The organism is Curtobacterium sp. MCSS17_006 (assembly GCF_003234215.1).
Classification (GTDB): Bacteria; Actinomycetota; Actinomycetes; order Actinomycetales; family Microbacteriaceae; genus Curtobacterium; species Curtobacterium flaccumfaciens.
The window spans coordinates 55,498-71,719 of sequence record NZ_QKSO01000006.1 but is presented as its reverse complement, the minus strand read 5'-3'; the positions used below and the strand labels follow the sequence as shown (position 1 = coordinate 71,719).

Sequence of the window (16,222 nt, the reverse complement as noted above, 5' to 3'; positions counted from 1 at the left end):
CGCCGACCTTCCGCGGAGAAGTGTCGCTTTCGCAGAGGGCCCGCTGCGAGGCAGCCGGGCACCGTCCCGCGCCGGACTGCCGGACCGCCGGACCGCCCGCTCAGCGGGCGAGCGGGTCGAGGTTGAGGGACGTGCCCTCGTACAGGTGCTGGTCCTCGCCGAACACCTGGACGCCCTCGTTGAGCCAGACCAGGTCGCGGACGGTGATGCCGAACCGCGCGGCGACGTCCCCGATCAGGTCGTCGGGTGCGACCCGGTAGGACCTCGGCGCGCCGGCGGCCGTGGTGGCGGTGACGGTGCCGGTCGCGTTCGTCCGGCTTCCGGCGTCCTTCGGGTGCACGTTCGTCTGCCGCGCGGGGACGGACCACCGCACGGTGGACACCGCGAGGACCTTGCCGGCGGAGATCTCGACGGGGACGTCCTGCCCGGGCGCCGCGGCGGAGTAGGTCACGAGGGTGCCGAGGTGTGACGGGTCGACCCCGGATCCGTCCAACGGGACGTCGACCGCGGCCGCCGTGCTGGTCGGGCCGCCGAGGGTCCGGTCACCGACACCGGGGTAGGTCAGCCCGTCGCCCACCGCGCGGGGCAGGTCGAACAACGCGACGCCGATCGGCACCGGCAGCGTCGAGGTGATCCCGGAGTACTGCGCGGTGAACGTGTCGTCGCCGTCCGCGACCACCCGGAAGTGGAAGTGCACGCTGCCCTTCGGTGAGGCCACGTCCCCCTGGGCCAGGACGGTCCCGGCGGGGATCGGTGTCAGCGTCGGCGCGGGTGCGGCGGCCTCCGTCGGCACCGGGGTCGGTGTGCGCGGGTTCGCCGAAGCCTCGATCAGGTCCGAATCCGACTCACCGTCCGGGGTCGCGCTCGGGGTCTCGCTCGCGGTCGGGCTCGACGCGGGTGGGGAAGCGGGAGCGGGCAGGGCACCGTCCGGTCCCCGCAGCAGCGAGCAGCCGGACAGCACCACGCCGGCCGCCAGCACGATGGCGATCCCACCGGTCCGTTTCATGATGCCCCCTCAGCTCGAGGGTAACGCGATGGCGAACACACGGTCGTCGTCGCCGGCGGACTGTGTCCCGGGACGCAGTCCAGTCGCCGGGGGCGCGAGGTGGTGTCGGTCGGAGCGGCTACGGTCGAGGGCATGGAGCGTTCGGAGATCCTCGCCGCGGCTGCCGCCGCGCACGCCGCCCGCATCGCAGCGGCCGGCGGTGACGACGTCGCAGCGCGTGAACGGGCCGACAGCGTCCGACGCCGGGCCGACGGGCTCACCGACCGGTACGACACCGTCGAGGGCTCGGACACCGAGTCCGACGCACGCGACGCCGCGCGCCGACGCGCGGGTGAGGCGGACCGCGCGGCCTCGCGCACCGAGGGCGTGCTGTCGGACTGGCACCGGATGGGCACCCGTCGCGGCGTCACCCCCGACGCCCAGGTCCGCACGGCCTGGACCGTGACCGGGGTCCCCGAGCGCGGCGACGCCCGCGCGCTCGCGAACGTGCTGCTCTCCACCGCGGGCCACGCCGGACGCGTCGCCGACGCCGCTCGACGCAACCCCGCCCTGTCCGGCGCCGCGAGCGCCGCCGCCCGACGGACCGTGCGCCGCTACACCGACCACGGCGCCGACATGGCCTCGTTGGGGGACGTCCTGGGCGACGGACCCGTCGACGACGAGCGCTGAGCCTTATCCGCAGATTGGACCGCTCCCGTCCTCATCAGGCGTTCTGTGGACCGATCCAAACGACCTGACGACAGAATGTCCAATTGACAGGACATGGATTCGGGTTACGATCGGTCCACGCACTGACGCGCGATCACCGACGAAGGAGTCACCGAATGGTCGACATCAAACCGACAGCCCCGACTGTCGCTCTGCCCCCGTTGGGGACCGGGCCGCACCGCCGACGTCTCGGCGTGCTGGCCCTCGTCGCCACGTTCGGCGGGCTGCTCTTCGGGTACGACACCGGTGTCATCAACGGCGCCCTGAACCCGATGAAGGCCGAGCTCGGCCTCACGAACTTCACCGAGGGTGTGGTCACCAGCTCGCTGCTGTTCGGTGCCGCGATCGGCGCCATGCTCGGCGGCCGCATCGCCGACGGCTGGGGTCGTCGCAAGACCATCATCCTGCTCGCCGTGACGTTCTTCGTCGGCACGCTGATCTGCGTGTTCGCGCCGACGTTCGAGGTCATCGTCGTCGGTCGTGTGCTCCTCGGCCTCGCGGTGGGTGGTGCGTCCACGGTGGTGCCGGTGTTCCTCGCCGAACTCGCACCGTACGAGATCCGCGGGTCGCTGTCCGGCCGCAACGAGCTCATGATCGTGATCGGTCAGCTCGCCGCGTTCGTGGTCAACGCCTTCATCGGCAACATCTGGGGTGAGGGCAACGGCGTGTGGCGCGTCATGCTGGCCGTCTGCGCGCTCCCCGCGATCGCGCTGTTCGTCGGCATGCTCCGGGTGCCGGAGTCGCCGCGCTGGCTCGCGTCGAAGGACCGCTACGACGAGGCGCTCTCGGTCCTCGAGCAGGTCCGGACCACCGATCGGGCCCGCGCCGAGCTCGACGACATCAAGCGGAGCAACGACCTCGAAGCGAAGGTCGAGCGCGTCAGTGGCTGGCACACGCTGCGCGGGAACAAGTGGCTCATCCGCATCGTGCTCATCGGTGCCGGGCTCGGCGTCGCGCAGCAGCTCACCGGCATCAACTCGATCATGTACTACGGCCAGACCGTGCTCATCGAGTCCGGGTTCCAGGCGTCAGCCGCCCTCATCGCGAACATCGCCCCCGGCGTGATCGCCGTCGTCGGTGGCGTCATCGCGCTGTACAACATGGAGAAGATCAACCGCCGCACGACGCTGATCCTCGGGTTCACGCTGACGACGATCTGCCACTTCCTCATCGGCATCGCGTCCGTGGCGCTGCCCGAGGGCAACCCGGCCCGGCCGTGGGTCATCCTGTTCCTGGTCGTCGCGTTCGTCGGCTCGATGCAGACCTTCCTCAACATCGCCGTGTGGGTCGTGCTGTCCGAGATCTTCCCGACGCAGATCCGTGCGCTCGGCATGGGCATCTCGGTCTTCTGCCTCTGGATCGCGAACGCGTTCCTCGGGCTGTACTTCCCGACGATCGTCGCCGCGACCGGCATCACCGGGACGTTCTTCGGCTTCGGGGTCGTCGGGCTGCTGGCACTGCTCTTCATCTGGAAGTTCGTGCCGGAGAGCCGCGGTCGCACCCTCGAAGAGGTCGAGGAGGGCGTCACCACCGGCAACATCTTCACCGTCCCCGTGAAGGCGTCGCGCCGCTAGTCCGCACCACACCGCACCGAGTGCCCAGAAGACGTCGGGTCGCCTCAGGGCACCCGACGTCTTCTGCTCACTGGATCCACGGTCGCCGCCCGGTTGGTTGCATGGAGGCGTGACGGAACTGGTGCTGCAGGACTTCCCGGTCGCCCTGAACGTGGTGTGCTCGGCGCTGCTCGTGGTCGCCGTGGGCTGTGCCGTGTTCGTGGCGGTCGACGTGGTGCGTCGGCCGCCGCACATGCGCGTCATGGCGTTCGTGTGGCCGCTCACGATGCTGTTCGGCAGCGTCGTGTGGCTCGTCTTCTACCTGCGTCGTGGGCGGGCCTCGGCGCCCGGCCACGGACGGTGGGCGGGCACTGCGATCGACACGAGCCACTGCGGGGCCGGCTGCGCCCTCGGCGACCTGATCGGCGAGTTCGGGCTCGCGGCGTTCCCGGCGCTCGGGGTGGCCGTCGGACTGGGAACGCTCTACCAGGACCGGATGGTCGCCGGGTGGATCGTCGACTTCGTCATCGCGTTCGTGCTCGGCATCGCGTTCCAGTACTTCGCCATCGCGCCGATGCGGGGCCTCGGCGTCCGGGCGGGGCTCGTCGCCGCGCTCAAGGCCGACACGCTGTCGATCATCGCGTGGCAGGTGGGCATGTACGGCCTGATGGCGGTGTGGCAGCTGGTCGTGTTCCCGGCACTCGTCGGCGGGCGCGCGAGCGTCTTCTCGCCGGAGTTCTGGGTGGCGATGCAGCTGGCGATGGTGGCCGGCTTCGTCTGCTCCTACCCCGTGAACGTGTGGCTGGTGCGTCGGGGCATCAAGGAGGCCATGTGACGGACCAGCGGACGGACGGGAGGCCCGGTGCCAGCTGGCACCGGGCCTCCCGTCCGTTCTGTGGTCGCGCTACGGGCGCAGGAGCACCTTGCCGACGCGACCGGCGGTGTCGCTGGCGCGCACGGCGTCGCGGACCTGCTCGAAGGCGAAGGTCTCGGCGACGGGGAGCGTCAGCGAGCCGTCGAGCACGCGGGTGATGAGCTCACCGAAGAGCTGTCCCTTCGTCTCGGCCGGCATCGTCTTGCTGACGACGGAGCCCCAGAAGCCCTTCACGGTGAGCTGGCCGAAGATGACCTTGCCCGACGGGATCTCGAGCGTCGGCGACGCCATCGCGCCGAAGACGACGAGGGTGGCGTTCTCGCCCAGCACGGACGCGATGTCGCCGGCGGCCTTGCCACCGACCGACTCGACGCCCGCGATGATCGGGGCACCACCGGTGATCGCGGCGACCTGGTCCTGCCAGTCGTCGGCGTCGGTGGCGACGATGCGCTCGATGCCCTGCTCGCGGAGCTCGTCGACACCGGCGGCGCGACGGACGAGTCCGATCACGTTGATGCCACGGGCGGCGCCGAGCTGGGCGACCATGCGTCCGACCGCACCGTTGGCGGCGTTCTGGATGATCCAGTCGCCCTCGTGCAGGTCGAGCGAGTGCAGCAGGCTGATGGCGCTGAACGGCATCGAGACGAGCTGGGCGGCGGCCTCGTCGGTCATCGCGTCCGGCACCGGGACGAGCCCGGCGGCGCTGGCGGTGTAGTACTCGGCCCAGACGCCGAAGGCACCGCCGGCGACGCGCTGGCCGACCTGCAGGTTCGTGACGCCCTCGCCGAGGGCCTCGACGACACCGAGTGCCTCGGTGCCCGAGGCGGCGGGGAGCTCCGGCTTGAAGCCGTAGGTGCCGCGGACGGTCCACAGGTCGTGGTTGTGGATGGGGGAGAGGACCGTGCGGACGAGGACCTCGCCGGCGCCGGGCGTCGGGACGGGGCGCTCCTGCACCTCGAGGACGTCGGCGGGCTCGGCGAACGTCTCGTGGACGACGGCGCGCATGGTGGTGGGGGTGGTGGTGCTCATGGGTCAGTCCTCCGAGACGACGATGGTGACGTCGATGTTGCCGCGGGTCGCGTTCGAGTACGGGCAGACCTGGTGGGCCGCGTCGGCGAGGGCCTGGGCCTGGTCGTGCTCCAGGCCGGGGATGACGACCTCGAGCATGACGGCGAGCTGGTAGCCACCGTTGCCGTTCGGGCCGATCGACACGCGACCGCCGACGGACGAGTCGGTGATCTTCACCTTCTGGCTGCGGGCGACGCCCTGCAGTGCGGAGTGGAAGCAGGCGGCGTAACCGGCGGCGAAGAGCTGCTCGGGGTTGGCGCCGTTGCCGGAGCCACCCATCTCCTTCGGGATGGCGAGGTCGAACTCGACCGTGCCGTCGCTCGTGGCGACGTGGCCGTTGCGGCCTTCGCCGGTGGCCAGGGCCTCGGCGGTGTAGAGGGTTTCCATGGGGTTCCTTCCTTGTGGGGCGGATCGTGAAGTCGGGGGTGTGCGGCGTGCTCTCGCGCTCAGCGACAGTTCACGGGCACACGTGGCCGTGCGGTGTCGCTCAGCGCGAAACGGCGCCGGCGTCAGCGCCCGCGGCGTCGTGCTCGGGGTCGGCCGCCGCGTGCATCGTCTCGGTCAGCCGGTGCAGCGTCGCGATGAGCTCGGCGGCGGCACGTTCGTCGGCCAGGCCCATCCCGGCGGCGATGCGCGCGGGGATGCCGCTCAGCTCGGACCGCAGTTCGCGGCCTCGGTCACCGACGGTCACCGTGACGACGCGCTCGTCGGTGCTGCGGCGCTCGCGGCGGACCAGGTCGCTCTGCTCCATGCGGCGGAGCAGTGGCGAGAGGGTGCCGGAGTCGAGCTGCAGGTGTTCCCCGAGGCTCGAGACGGTCTGGTCGCCCTCGACCCACAGGGTCACGAGCACCAGGTACTGCGGGTACGTCAGACCCCAGGGTTCGAGCATCGTGCGGTACGCCTGCGTGGTGGCGCGGGACGCCGCGTAGAGGGAGAAGCACACCATCTCGTCGGTCACGGGCATGCGTCCACACTGTCACGCAACCAAGTTGTGCACAACTCGATGCAGCGGATGCCCAGCTGACGAACACGCCGACGACCCGGACGGTTAGGCTGACGTGACCCAAGATGAGCAGCAGCGACCTCGACACCACCACGACCCCCGGCAACGGATCGGCGTCGTCCCACGGCAAGACGATCCTGATCGGTGAGCACGCCGTGGTCTACGGCGCACCCGCTCTCGTCCTGCCGGTGCTCGACGCACGGGTCGTGGCAACGGTCACCCCGGTCGCCGCCGACGCCGAGCAGCCCGGTCACAGCCTGCAGTCGACCGTGCACACCGGCCCCCTCGACCTCGCACCCGCGGCCGTGATGCCGACCGTCACCGCCGTCACCGCGACCCTGCGCCACTTCGGGGTCACCGACCGCCACTTCCACGTCCGGGTCGACAGCGAGGTCCCGACCGCCCGCGGCATGGGCTCGAGCGCCGCGGTCGCCGCCGCAGTGACCGCGGCCGTCGCCGACGCCCTGGGCGAGACCCTCGACGTCGAGACCCACCACGAGCTCATCCAGGAGTGCGAACGCGTCGCCCACGGCCGACCGTCCGGCCTCGACGCCCGGGGCGTCGTCGCGTCCGCGCCGGTCTGGTTCGAGGGCGGGCACATCGAACCCGTCACGCTCGGCGCCCGGTTCACCTTCGTCGTCGCGGACACCGGCGTCCCCGGGCACACCCGCGAGGCCGTCTCGGCCGTCCGCGCCCGCCACGACCAGGACCCGGTCGGTGTCGGCGCCGTGATCGACCGGATCGGTGCGCTCGCCCGGCGGGCACGGGGGACACTCGAGGACGGCGATGCCCAGGCTCTGGGTGCCACCATGGACGCCGCGCACGACCTGCTCAGCACACTCGACGTGTCGAGTGACGACCTGGACCGGCTCGTCGACGCCGCACGTGCTGCGGACGCCCTCGGCGCGAAGCTCACCGGCGGCGGGCGGGGCGGGTGCGTCCTCGCGCTCGCCGCGGACGACGACCACGCGGACCGCATCGCGGCCGCACTCCGCGGCGCAGGGGCCGCAGCCACCTGGACCACCACGATCGGAGCCCGCGCTTGCTGACAGCCACCGCCGTCGCGCACCCCAACATCGCCCTCGTCAAGTACTGGGGGAAGGCGGACGCGCAGCTCGCGCTGCCCGCCACGGGCAGCGTCTCGATGGGGCTCGACGTGTTCCCGACGACGACCACCGTCACGGTGGACGGCGGGTCGGGTGACGGCCGGGAGGCGCGTGACGCGTTCACGCTGAACGGTCACGTCGTCGACGACGGTGCGCTGGTGCGCGTGCAGCAGTTCCTCGACCTGGTGCGCGAGCTCGCGGGGTCGTCCGAGCGGGCGTCGGTGGTGTCCGAGAACACCGTCCCGACCGGTGCCGGGCTGGCCTCGAGCGCGTCCGGTTTCGCCGCCCTGGCGACCGCCGCCGCCGCGGCCTACGGCCTCGACCTGTCGCCGCGCGACCTGTCCCGTCTGGCCCGTCGCGGTTCCGGCTCGGCCACGCGCTCGATCCCCGGCGGTGTCGCCGTCTGGCACGCCGGCGACGACCAGGGCTCCTTCGCCGAGCCGATCCCCGCCCCGCCGATGGCGATGGTCGTGGTCACGATCGACGCCGGCCCGAAGCCGATCGGGTCGCGCGAGGCCATGCGCCGCACCATCGCGACGTCGCCCTTCTACCCGGCCTGGGTGACCTCGACGACCGAGACCGTCGGCGACATGCTCACGGCCTGCGCGGCCGGCGACTTCACCCGCATCGGCGAGATCACCGAGAGCAACGCGCTCCGGATGCACGCGACGATCGAGGGCGCGTTCCCGCCGATCCGCTACCTCAACGCCCGCAGCGTCGCCGTGTTCGACGCCGTCGCCGAGCTGCGTGCCGGCGGCACCGAGGCCTACGCCACGGCCGACGCGGGCCCGAACGTCGTCGTGCTCACGAAGCCGCAGGACCGGGCGGCCGTCGCCGGGGCGCTCGCGTCGCTGGGGGACGTCATCGAGTCCGGCACCGGACCTGCCGCGCGGGTGCTCCGCTCCGAAGAGACCGGGAGCAATCCCGACCAGAAGGAGTCCGCGCAGTGATCGAGTTCCGTGCACACGGCAAGTTGTTCGTCGCCGGCGAGTACGCCGTCGTCGAGCCGGGCCAGCCGTCCGTCCTGATCGCCCTCGACCGTGCCATCACGGCGAAGGTGCGTGAGGGCCACGGCGCGGGCAGCGTGCACTCCGAGGAGTACGGACACCTGCCGCTCACGTGGACCCGTGCCGAGGACGGCCTGGCGCTCGACCGTGAGCACCACCCGTACGACTACGTGATGGCCACGATCGACCTGGTCGAGAAGCTCCGCGCCGAGCACGGCATCGCCCCGCGGTTCCACGACCTGCGCATCGAGAGCCAGCTCGACGACGCCAGCGGCCGGAAGTTCGGACTCGGGTCCTCGGCTGCGGTCACCGTCGCCACCGTCGGTGCCCTCGACCGCTTCTACGGCATCGGCCTGACGCAGCGCCAGCGCTTCCAGGTCGCGCTGCTCGCCACCATCCGGGTGAACCCCCGGGCCTCCGGTGGCGACCTCGCCGCGAGCACGTTCGGCGGCTGGCTGCGCTACAGCGCCCCCGACCGCGAGCGCCTCGCCGCGATGCTCGGCGACCACGCCGTGTCCGCGATCCTGACGGACGCCGACGCCTGGGACGGCTTCGACGTCCAGCGGCTGCCCGCTCCCGAGAACCTGCAGCTGCTCGTCGGCTGGACCGGCTCGCCCGCGTCCACCACGAAGCTCGTCGACGTGGTGCGTCGGCACCGCAACGGCGGGTACCAGGCGTTCCTCGACGAGAGCCGCAGCGCCGTCGACGACCTGACCACGGGCCTCCAGACCGGCGACGCCGAGCGCACGCTCGGTGCCCTCAGACGCGCCCGTGGGCTGCTGCAGCGTCTCGGCGACTCGGTCGGGTCGAAGATCGAGACCGAGCGTCTCGCGACCCTGTGCGACGTCGTCGAGGCGGCGGGCGGGGCGGCGAAGCCGTCCGGTGCCGGCGGCGGCGACTGCGGCATCGCGCTCGTCCCGGCGGACACCGACCCCGCCGGCATCCACCGCGCCTGGGAGGCGCACGACATCAGACACCTCAGCGTCGCGGTGCGAGCACCAGAAGGAGCCCTCGATGAGTGACCTGCTCACACCGATCCCCACCAAGTGGGTCGGCCCGATCCGCGTCAGCGGCAACGCCGTGCAGGGGGAGCACGAGGTCCCCCTCGCCACCTACGAGTCGCCGCTCTGGCCGTCCGTCGGCCGTGGCGCCCGCATCTCGCGGATGGTCGAGGACGGCATCGTCGCGACCGTCGTCGACGAGCGCATGACCCGCTCCGTCGTGGTCCGCGCCGACAGCGCCGCCGCAGCACACGTGGCCGCGGGCCAGATCCTCGCGCGCCAGGACGAGCTCGCCGCGATCGTGTCCGGACAGAGCCGGTTCGCCAAGCTCATCGAGGTGCACCCGGAGATCGTCGGGGACCTGCTGTTCCTGCGCTTCGCGTTCACCACCGGGGACGCCTCCGGCCACAACATGGTCACGCAGGCGGCGGACAAGCTGCTGCCGGCGATCCTGGACTGGCAGCCGGGCCTGCGGTACGTCTCGGTGTCGGGCAACTTCTGCACCGACAAGAAGGCCACCGCGGTGAACGGCATCCGTGGCCGCGGCCGCAACACCATCGCCGAGATCGTGATCCCGGGCGAGGTCGTCGAGAAGCGCCTGCGGTCGAGCACCGCGCGCATCGTCGAGCTGAACATCGCGAAGAACCTGATCGGGTCGACGATCGCCGGGGCCATCCGCTCGGCGAACGCGCACTACGCGAACATGCTGCTCGGCTTCTACCTGGCCACCGGGCAGGACGCCGCCAACATCGTCGAGGGTTCGCAGGGCATCACGAGCGCCGAGGACCGCGACGGCGACCTGTACTTCGCGACCTCGCTGCCGCACCTGATCGTCGGCACGGTCGGCAACGGCAAGGGCGGGGACCTGCCCGTCGTCGAGGACGCCCTGGTGCGCCTCGGCTGCCGCGAGGACCGCGAGCCGGGCGGGAACGCCCGCCGCCTCGCCGCCCTGTGCGCCGCGACCGTGCTGTGCGGGGAGCTCTCGCTCCTCGCCGCACAGACCAACCCGGGCGAGCTGATGGCCGCCCACGTCGCCATGGAACGCCGTGGCACGAAGCCCGCAGGGGGTGCCGCATGACCGGCGTCGGCATCCACGACATCGCGATCGCGACCGGGCACCACGTGCTCGAGCTCGACGACCTGGCCGAGCGGCTCGGCGTCGACCCGGCGAAGTACCACGTCGGCATCGGGCAGGACGCCTTCAGCGTGCCAGCGCCCGACGAGGACATCGTCACGATGGGCGCCGCCGCGGCGAAGGAGCTCATCGACCGGCACGGCGTCGAGGGCATCCGCACGGTGCTGTTCGCCACCGAGTCCGGCGTCGACCAGTCGAAGGCCGCCGGCGTGTACGTGCACGGCCTGCTCGGGCTGCCGAAGGCCGTCCGCGTGGTCGAGCTGAAGCAGGCCTGCTACGGCGGGATGGCCGCGGTGCAGCTCGCACTCGGCATCGTCGCGCGCGCCCCGCACGAGCGGGTGCTCGTCATCGCCGCCGACGTCGCCCGGTACGACGTCGACACCCCTGCCGAGCCGACGCAGGGTGCCGGTGCCGCCGCGATCCTGGTGTCCGCCGACCCCGACCTGATCGAGATCGAGCCAGCGGCGGGCGTCTACACGGCGGACGTCGACGACTTCTGGCGCCCGAACGACCGCTCCACCGCACTGGTCGACGGTCGGCTCTCGGTGAGCGCGTACGTCAACGCCTTCGTCGGTGCCTGGGACGACCTGGCGGAACAGGGCGGCCCGGCGTACGACGACATCGCCCGGTTCGTGCACCACCAGCCCTTCACCAAGATGGCGATCAAGGCGCACCGCAAGCTCACGCAGCACGTCGGCGCACCCTTCGACGAGGCCGACCTGGCGATCGGGTTCACCTACAACCGGCAGACCGGCAACACCTACACGGCGTCGCTCTGGATCGGGCTCGCAGCGCTGCTCGACCTGGACGACGACCTGGCGGGGGAGCGACTCGGCCTGTTCAGCTACGGCTCCGGCAGCGTCGGCGAACTCATCACCGGCGTCGTCCGGGCCGACTACCGCGAGCACCGTCGTGCGGGTCGTGTGCGGTCGCTGCTCGAGGCACGGGTCCCGCTGACGGTCGACGCGTACCGCGCGCTGCACGCAGCGGGTGCCGCCACCAGCGAGGACGTCGAGCGTCCGCGCGTCACGACCGCGCCGTTCCGCTTCGCGGGCGTGCGCGGCGGCGCGCGGTACTACGAAGCGTCCTAGACCGGACACCGGACGGACGGGAGGCCCGTGGCGGCGCCGCCACGGGCCTCCCGTCCGTCTGCCGGTCACGCTGCGGACAGGACCTCGCGCTCCAGCCGCTGGTAGCTGGCTTCCATGCCCTCCGTCATGCCGGTCGCGAGGATCATGTCCCGCTGTTCCCGGTCCGGGTATGTGACGAGCAGCGTCATGAGCGTGACGCCGTCGGCCTCGTCGAACTGCAGGTCGTTCGTGTTCGGCGGGAAGGGCGCCCCGGTCATGCGCTCGGTCGACACCATCCGGCGTTCGGGTTCGACGACGAGGTTCTCGCCCTCGAACCCGAAGGGTTCGCCCTCGGTGTCACCCATCGGCGCCCAGGCCTGCCGGAACGCGCCGCCCGGGGTCAGGTCGTTCTCGTACACCGTCATCTCCCAGCCGTCGGGGCCGAGCAGCCACCGGCGCACCAGGTCGGGCTCGGTGTGCGCGCGCCAGAGCAGGTGCCGCGGCGCCGCGAACGCCCGGGTGATCCGGACGTGGGTGTCGTCGAGGACCTCGGTCTCGGTGCCCGCACCGAGGGCCCACTCGCGCAGGTCGGCGAGCACCCGGTCGAGCTGGCCGAACGCCTGCTGGTAGCCCTCGAGCATGCCCATCTGGAGCATCGCGTCGAGGTCGGCGGTCGAGGCGAACGAGGACACCACGGTGACCCGCGAGCCGTCGTCCGCCGGCCCGAACGACAGCACGGTCTCGCTGGTGGGGAGCGACTCGTCGACCGTGCCCTCCGGGTCGGTGAACAGGTCGCGGAAGACGATGCGACGGGGCTCGTCGACCTCGGTGACCTGCCAGACGGCGTGGAACCGCTCGCCCTGCGGGGACGTCATCCGGTAGTCGGCACGGCCGCCGGGGCGCAGGTCGAACGTCGTGAAGGTCGCGGGGAACCCGGGCGGTCCCCAGAACCGCTCGAGCTGGCGTGGGTCGGCGAAGGCGGCCCAGAGGCGTTCGACGGGGACGGGGAACTCGGCGACGAGGGTCATCGAGAGGGTGTCGGGATCGGTGTGGACGGACGTGGTGGGCATCATCGCTCCTGGTGTCGTCGGGTGTCGTCTGGTGCTGGGTCTCCGGACGCGTCGCCGTCGAGCACGTCGCCGAGGCGGTCCATCCGGCTGTGCCAGAGGCGGCCGTAGGCGTCGAGGAGGGCACGGACCCGGTCGAGCTGCTCCGGCTCGGCGCGCACGATGCGGGTGCGGCCGCGGGCCTCCTTGCTCACGAGTCCGGCTCCTTCGAGGACGGCGACGTGCTTCTGGACGGCGGCGAACGACATCGAGTAGGCGTCCGCGAGCTCGCTCACGGACGACGACCCGACGAGCGTTCGCCGGACGATGTCACGACGGGTCGCGTCGGCCAGTGCGTGGAACACCCGGTCGACCTCGGCGTCGGACAGTTCGGTTCGTACAACCATTTGGTTGTAGGTTACGTCCGGCTGGTCTCGTCCACAAGGGGGACCTGCCGGTAGTCTTGCCGCGGAGATCGGAGGGGCGATGGCGGAGCAGCTGGGTGCGTCCGGTGCCGTCCGTGCCCTCGTCGCCACCCTGCCCCGTGCGCCGCAGCTGTCCGACGTGGTGACCGGCGTCGGTCGGATGGTCGGCAAGCCCACGCGCGTCGTCGACGTCGACGGGCCGAGCTGGGGTCCGCTCACCGCGCTCGTGTCGCAGTTCGAGCACGAGAACCTGGTGCTCGTGCCGGCCGACGCACCGCCGCTCTACCGCATGCACTGCGTGCTGCACGAGCTCGGGCACCTGGTGCACGGCGACGTCGGCACACCGACCGCGTCGTCCGTCGCCGAGTTCGCCGCCGGGGGCCACGTCTGCCGTCGCGCGCTCGACGCCGACTCCGGGCTCGTGAGCATCTCCGACGACGACGAGCACTTCGCCGAACGGTTCGCTTACGAACTCGCGACCGTCCTGCTCGCCGGGGCCACGGGCGCGGACGAGCGGGCCTACGGCTGATGGCCGTCCTGCACGCCGCGGCCTTCTGGTTCGCGGCGCTGATCTTCCTCGCCCGCACGCCGTACGTGCTGCGGAACCCCCGTGGTCGGGCGGCCTGGGGCGCCACCGGCGTCGGGGCGCTGGGGCTCCTGACCCTCGGCAGCGTCGTGCCGCAGCCGGTGCTCGACGGTGCCCTGGGCGGTTCGAACCTCATCAACCTGGTGCAGAACGTCTGCGCGACCGTCGCGTTCTGGCTGATGCTGCGCGCGAGCACCGACGACCTGCCGGAGCGCCCGGTGCTCGCCAGGCCGGTGGCGCTGCTGGTCGTGGTCGTGGCGTTCACGGTGCCGTTCCTGCTGGTCGAGGAGCGCGGCGGGACCGACTTCCACTTCATCGTGCGCGAGATCGAGCAGACCCCGATGTGGCTCTACGGAACGGTCTACATGGTGGGCGTGGGACTGATCGCCGCGACGACCCTGCGCCGTGGCGTGCTGCAGAACCCGGTGGCGCTCGTGGTGTTCCGCGTCGGGCTCGCCCTGGTCGTCGTGGCGAGCGTCGACGAGGTCGCCTCGCTCACCGCCGACCACTTCGGACTCTTCCCGGCCGGGGTGCGGGACGGCCTGCGCCTGGCCTTCGACCCGCCGTTCTACCTCGGCATCGTGCTCATCGTCGTGGCGATGGCCTCGCTGACGTTCCGGCGGTGGGGCCGTGACCTGCGACACCGCGGGCACCACCGGCACCTGCGCCGCATCGCCCGTCGGCACGCCGTGCGGGCGGTCGAGCGGCCGGGGGACCCGCAGGCCCGGACCTACGACCTGGTGATCGCGATCCGCGACGCCGAGGTGCAGGGCCGGACCCTCGACGACGCCGAACTCGCGCAGGTGCGGTCGGCCGAACGGACCCTGACCCGGAGCCTCGGAGGATGACGGCGTGACGATCGTGTGGTGGGTGCTCGGAGCGCTCGTGGTGCTGGCGGCGGTGGGTCTGATCGGGCTGGTCGTCCTGGTCGTCCTGCGGAAGGTCGTCGGCAGGATCGTGCTGCCCGGTGGCGACCGGTGGACGCCCGTGCTCGAGTCCGACGCGGACTCCGTCCGGCTGCCGATCACCGACGACACCGTGCGGCCGGGGGAGTACGGGCTGTGGCACGACGGCCCGGGGCACACCACCGTCGGGCCGGTGCTCGAGGTCGACGAAGCCGCCGGGTTCGTGCGCCGGGCCGTGGTGCGGACGACCGGCGCCGTGTCGTCGCGGGTGCGGTGGAGCGGGCACGTGCACCCGGACCCGGCGGCGATGGAGGTCGACTGGTCCGAGGTGTTGCTGCCGACGCCGGTGGGGCCGGCGCCCGCGTGGGTGGTGCGGCCGGGGCCCGGCGGCGCTGGGCGCCCCGACCCCGTGGCCGCCCGCACCTGGGCTGTCCACGTCCACGGGATCCGGACGACCCGGGTCACCGCGCTCCGGACCGTCCCCGCGGCGCTTGAACTCGGCTGGACCTCGATCGTCCCGTCGTTCCGCGGCGACGGCGAGGCACCGTGGGAGGGCCGGGCCTCGCACCTCGGCGCCCGCGAGTGGGCGGACGTCGAAGTGGCCCTCGACCACGCCGTCGCGAACGGCGCCGAACGGCTCGTCATCGTGGGGTGGTCGATGGGCGCGACGATCACGCACGAGCTGCTCGCCCGCTCGGCGCACCGCGACCGCCTGGCCGGGATCGTGCTCGTCGCCCCGGCACTGGACTGGGCCGTCGCCGTCCGGTCCCAGGCCCGCCGCGCGGGACTGCCGGGTTTCGTGGTGCGTGCTGCCCTCGGGGCGATGGCCACCCCGGTCCTCTGCCGGACGGTGGGGCTGCGGTCGCCGGTCGACGTGCGCGCGCTGTCCTGGTTGCGCGCACCCCGGCCGCTGCCACCGACCCTGCTCATCCACTCCACCGGCGACACCACGGTGCCGTTCTCGGCCAGTCAGGAGTTCGCTGATGCCCACCCCGGCACGGTGACACTGGCGGTCAGCGAGCCGGCCGAGCACGCCTGGGAGCGCAACGTCGACGCGGTCTGGTTCGACCGCACCATCACGAACTGGGCGTCCGGCCTCGCGCACACCGGAGTGCAGGAGTAGAAGGAGCCATGGGGCAGCTCATCTACGACGGCCGACCGCTCGACCTGCGGATCGACGACCGCGCGCTCACGCACCTGCAGATCGTCATCGTCAACATGCTCCGGCGTGACCACCGCTTCGCGTTCTCGTGGAAGGACGACGTCGTCCACGGCAACGGTCGCAGCACGATCTGGCTGCACCCCAACGTGAGCCTGCACTTCAAGTTCACCGGCAGCCGGGTGCCGTCGATCAACCGCAGCTGGCTCGAGGACCTCTACGCCTCGGCCACCTCGGGGTCGGGGCTCGTGCTGACGCCGGAGCCGGCTGACACCAGCACGGCGGCCGACTCCGCGTGGTCGCGGGCGGTCGCGCCCGGCGACGCGGACGACGCCTCGGGGACACCGAGCGGGAGCACCGTGCGCTCATCCCGGGGGTAGTAGCACAGCGCGCTGATCCCGGTCAACGGGTTTCGTTCAGACTGTCCACCGTCGTACCGTTTGCGTACCGCGGCTCACTGTCGTCCCCCCGTACCGGCCTGCTAGGGCAGCCGGTGCTGGCAGTGTCCGCGGCAGGAGGGGAACCCGAACAGCTCGTGACGCACAGCGAGTCCGGTGCCGACCAACCACC

General features: G+C 72.0%; 18 protein-coding genes. 12 read left to right on the top strand and 6 right to left on the bottom strand.

The genetic code is table 11. The annotated features are described in order from the left end of the window. Nucleotides 1-100: 100 nt before the first annotated feature. Nucleotides 101-1,006 carry a LysM domain-containing protein gene (locus tag DEJ21_RS07600; protein WP_258374933.1) on the bottom strand — a complete coding sequence of 302 codons (906 nt, stop codon included), beginning with the start codon at nt 1,004-1,006 and terminating at the stop codon, nt 101-103. 132 nt (nt 1,007-1,138) lie between these two features. Here DEJ21_RS07600 and DEJ21_RS07595 point away from each other — a divergent pair, with 132 nt between their 5' ends. From DEJ21_RS07595 to DEJ21_RS07585, 3 genes are all read left to right on the top strand, one after another. Beyond that, nucleotides 1,139-1,675, top strand: a complete 537-nt coding sequence (locus tag DEJ21_RS07595; RefSeq protein WP_071405966.1) for a hypothetical protein — start codon at nt 1,139-1,141, stop codon at nt 1,673-1,675. 155 nt (nt 1,676-1,830) lie between these two features. Next, a complete protein-coding gene (locus tag DEJ21_RS07590) occupies nt 1,831-3,288 on the top strand; it encodes a sugar porter family MFS transporter (RefSeq protein ID WP_111093113.1) in 1,458 nt (485 codons plus the stop codon). A 109-nt stretch (nt 3,289-3,397) separates the two neighbouring features. After that, complete coding sequence (locus tag DEJ21_RS07585) at nt 3,398-4,102, top strand: DUF4396 domain-containing protein (RefSeq protein WP_258374931.1); 705 nt, start codon at nt 3,398-3,400, stop codon at nt 4,100-4,102. 69 nt (nt 4,103-4,171) lie between these two features. On the opposite strand, the gene DEJ21_RS07580 is transcribed toward DEJ21_RS07585, so the two are convergent. The 3 genes from DEJ21_RS07580 to DEJ21_RS07570 form a co-directional block, all read right to left on the bottom strand. Beyond that, complete coding sequence (locus DEJ21_RS07580; protein WP_110864227.1) at nt 4,172-5,146, bottom strand: zinc-binding dehydrogenase; 975 nt, start codon at nt 5,144-5,146, stop codon at nt 4,172-4,174. Nucleotides 5,147-5,173: 27 nt separating this feature from the next. Continuing rightward, entirely contained in the window at nt 5,174-5,596 is a 423-nt protein-coding gene (locus tag DEJ21_RS07575; RefSeq protein WP_071406102.1) for an organic hydroperoxide resistance protein, read from the bottom strand. Nucleotides 5,597-5,696: 100 nt separating this feature from the next. Continuing rightward, entirely contained in the window at nt 5,697-6,173 is a 477-nt protein-coding gene (locus DEJ21_RS07570; RefSeq protein WP_181242990.1) for a MarR family winged helix-turn-helix transcriptional regulator, read from the bottom strand. Between the two features lie 104 nt (nt 6,174-6,277). Here DEJ21_RS07570 and mvk point away from each other — a divergent pair, with 104 nt between their 5' ends. The 5 genes from mvk to DEJ21_RS07545 are packed head-to-tail and all read left to right on the top strand — an operon-like array spanning nt 6,278 to nt 11,552. After that, nucleotides 6,278-7,261 carry a mevalonate kinase gene (gene mvk / locus DEJ21_RS07565; RefSeq protein WP_111038336.1) on the top strand — a complete coding sequence of 328 codons (984 nt, stop codon included), beginning with the start codon at nt 6,278-6,280 and terminating at the stop codon, nt 7,259-7,261. Beyond that, nucleotides 7,255-8,268, top strand: a complete 1,014-nt coding sequence (gene mvaD, locus DEJ21_RS07560; RefSeq protein ID WP_111087895.1) for a diphosphomevalonate decarboxylase — start codon at nt 7,255-7,257, stop codon at nt 8,266-8,268. The genes mvk and mvaD overlap by 7 nt, the downstream gene beginning before the upstream one ends. Further along, complete coding sequence (locus DEJ21_RS07555; protein ID WP_071406100.1) at nt 8,265-9,347, top strand: phosphomevalonate kinase; 1,083 nt, start codon at nt 8,265-8,267, stop codon at nt 9,345-9,347. Before mvaD ends, DEJ21_RS07555 begins: the two co-directional genes overlap by 4 nt. Further along, nucleotides 9,340-10,404 carry a hydroxymethylglutaryl-CoA reductase gene (locus DEJ21_RS07550; RefSeq protein WP_071406099.1) on the top strand — a complete coding sequence of 355 codons (1,065 nt, stop codon included), beginning with the start codon at nt 9,340-9,342 and terminating at the stop codon, nt 10,402-10,404. Before DEJ21_RS07555 ends, DEJ21_RS07550 begins: the two co-directional genes overlap by 8 nt. Next, nucleotides 10,401-11,552, top strand: coding sequence for a hydroxymethylglutaryl-CoA synthase (locus tag DEJ21_RS07545; RefSeq protein WP_111224206.1), 1,152 nt, complete (start codon nt 10,401-10,403; stop codon nt 11,550-11,552). Before DEJ21_RS07550 ends, DEJ21_RS07545 begins: the two co-directional genes overlap by 4 nt. 65 nt (nt 11,553-11,617) lie before the next feature. On the opposite strand, the gene DEJ21_RS07540 is transcribed toward DEJ21_RS07545, so the two are convergent. Beyond that, a complete protein-coding gene (locus DEJ21_RS07540; protein ID WP_111224205.1) occupies nt 11,618-12,601 on the bottom strand; it encodes an SRPBCC family protein in 984 nt (327 codons plus the stop codon). Continuing rightward, a complete protein-coding gene (locus DEJ21_RS07535) occupies nt 12,601-12,984 on the bottom strand; it encodes a helix-turn-helix transcriptional regulator (RefSeq protein ID WP_111224204.1) in 384 nt (127 codons plus the stop codon). Before DEJ21_RS07535 ends, DEJ21_RS07540 begins: the two co-directional genes overlap by 1 nt. 79 nt (nt 12,985-13,063) lie before the next feature. Here DEJ21_RS07535 and DEJ21_RS07530 point away from each other — a divergent pair, with 79 nt between their 5' ends. The 4 genes from DEJ21_RS07530 to DEJ21_RS07515 are packed head-to-tail and all read left to right on the top strand — an operon-like array spanning nt 13,064 to nt 16,032. Next, nucleotides 13,064-13,531, top strand: coding sequence for a hypothetical protein (locus DEJ21_RS07530; RefSeq protein ID WP_071406096.1), 468 nt, complete (start codon nt 13,064-13,066; stop codon nt 13,529-13,531). Continuing rightward, nucleotides 13,531-14,436 carry a hypothetical protein gene (locus tag DEJ21_RS07525; protein WP_111224203.1) on the top strand — a complete coding sequence of 302 codons (906 nt, stop codon included), beginning with the start codon at nt 13,531-13,533 and terminating at the stop codon, nt 14,434-14,436. The genes DEJ21_RS07530 and DEJ21_RS07525 overlap by 1 nt, the downstream gene beginning before the upstream one ends. Nucleotides 14,437-14,440: 4 nt before the next feature. Continuing rightward, complete coding sequence (locus tag DEJ21_RS07520) at nt 14,441-15,616, top strand: S9 family peptidase (protein WP_111224202.1); 1,176 nt, start codon at nt 14,441-14,443, stop codon at nt 15,614-15,616. Nucleotides 15,617-15,624: 8 nt separating this feature from the next. After that, nucleotides 15,625-16,032, top strand: coding sequence for an ATP-dependent DNA ligase (locus DEJ21_RS07515; protein WP_111224201.1), 408 nt, complete (start codon nt 15,625-15,627; stop codon nt 16,030-16,032). Nucleotides 16,033-16,222: the final 190 nt, after the last annotated feature.

What these genes read in the sequence shown, in the direction of transcription:
- DEJ21_RS07600 (WP_258374933.1), bottom strand. Translation starts at nt 1,006, where the DNA reads ATGAAACGGACCGGTGGGATCGCCATCGTGCTGGCGGCCGGCGTGGTG.
- DEJ21_RS07595 (WP_071405966.1), top strand. Translation starts at nt 1,139, where the DNA reads ATGGAGCGTTCGGAGATCCTCGCCGCGGCTGCCGCCGCGCACGCCGCC.
- DEJ21_RS07590 (WP_111093113.1), top strand. Translation starts at nt 1,831, where the DNA reads ATGGTCGACATCAAACCGACAGCCCCGACTGTCGCTCTGCCCCCGTTG.
- DEJ21_RS07580 (WP_110864227.1), bottom strand. Translation starts at nt 5,146, where the DNA reads ATGCGCGCCGTCGTCCACGAGACGTTCGCCGAGCCCGCCGACGTCCTC.
- DEJ21_RS07575 (WP_071406102.1), bottom strand. Translation starts at nt 5,596, where the DNA reads ATGGAAACCCTCTACACCGCCGAGGCCCTGGCCACCGGCGAAGGCCGC.
- DEJ21_RS07570 (WP_181242990.1), bottom strand. Translation starts at nt 6,173, where the DNA reads ATGCCCGTGACCGACGAGATGGTGTGCTTCTCCCTCTACGCGGCGTCC.
- mvk (WP_111038336.1), top strand. Translation starts at nt 6,278, where the DNA reads ATGAGCAGCAGCGACCTCGACACCACCACGACCCCCGGCAACGGATCG.
- DEJ21_RS07550 (WP_071406099.1), top strand. Translation starts at nt 9,340, where the DNA reads ATGAGTGACCTGCTCACACCGATCCCCACCAAGTGGGTCGGCCCGATC.
- DEJ21_RS07545 (WP_111224206.1), top strand. Translation starts at nt 10,401, where the DNA reads ATGACCGGCGTCGGCATCCACGACATCGCGATCGCGACCGGGCACCAC.
- DEJ21_RS07540 (WP_111224205.1), bottom strand. Translation starts at nt 12,601, where the DNA reads ATGCCCACCACGTCCGTCCACACCGATCCCGACACCCTCTCGATGACC.
- DEJ21_RS07535 (WP_111224204.1), bottom strand. Translation starts at nt 12,984, where the DNA reads ATGGTTGTACGAACCGAACTGTCCGACGCCGAGGTCGACCGGGTGTTC.
- DEJ21_RS07530 (WP_071406096.1), top strand. Translation starts at nt 13,064, where the DNA reads ATGGCGGAGCAGCTGGGTGCGTCCGGTGCCGTCCGTGCCCTCGTCGCC.
- DEJ21_RS07525 (WP_111224203.1), top strand. Translation starts at nt 13,531, where the DNA reads ATGGCCGTCCTGCACGCCGCGGCCTTCTGGTTCGCGGCGCTGATCTTC.
- DEJ21_RS07515 (WP_111224201.1), top strand. Translation starts at nt 15,625, where the DNA reads ATGGGGCAGCTCATCTACGACGGCCGACCGCTCGACCTGCGGATCGAC.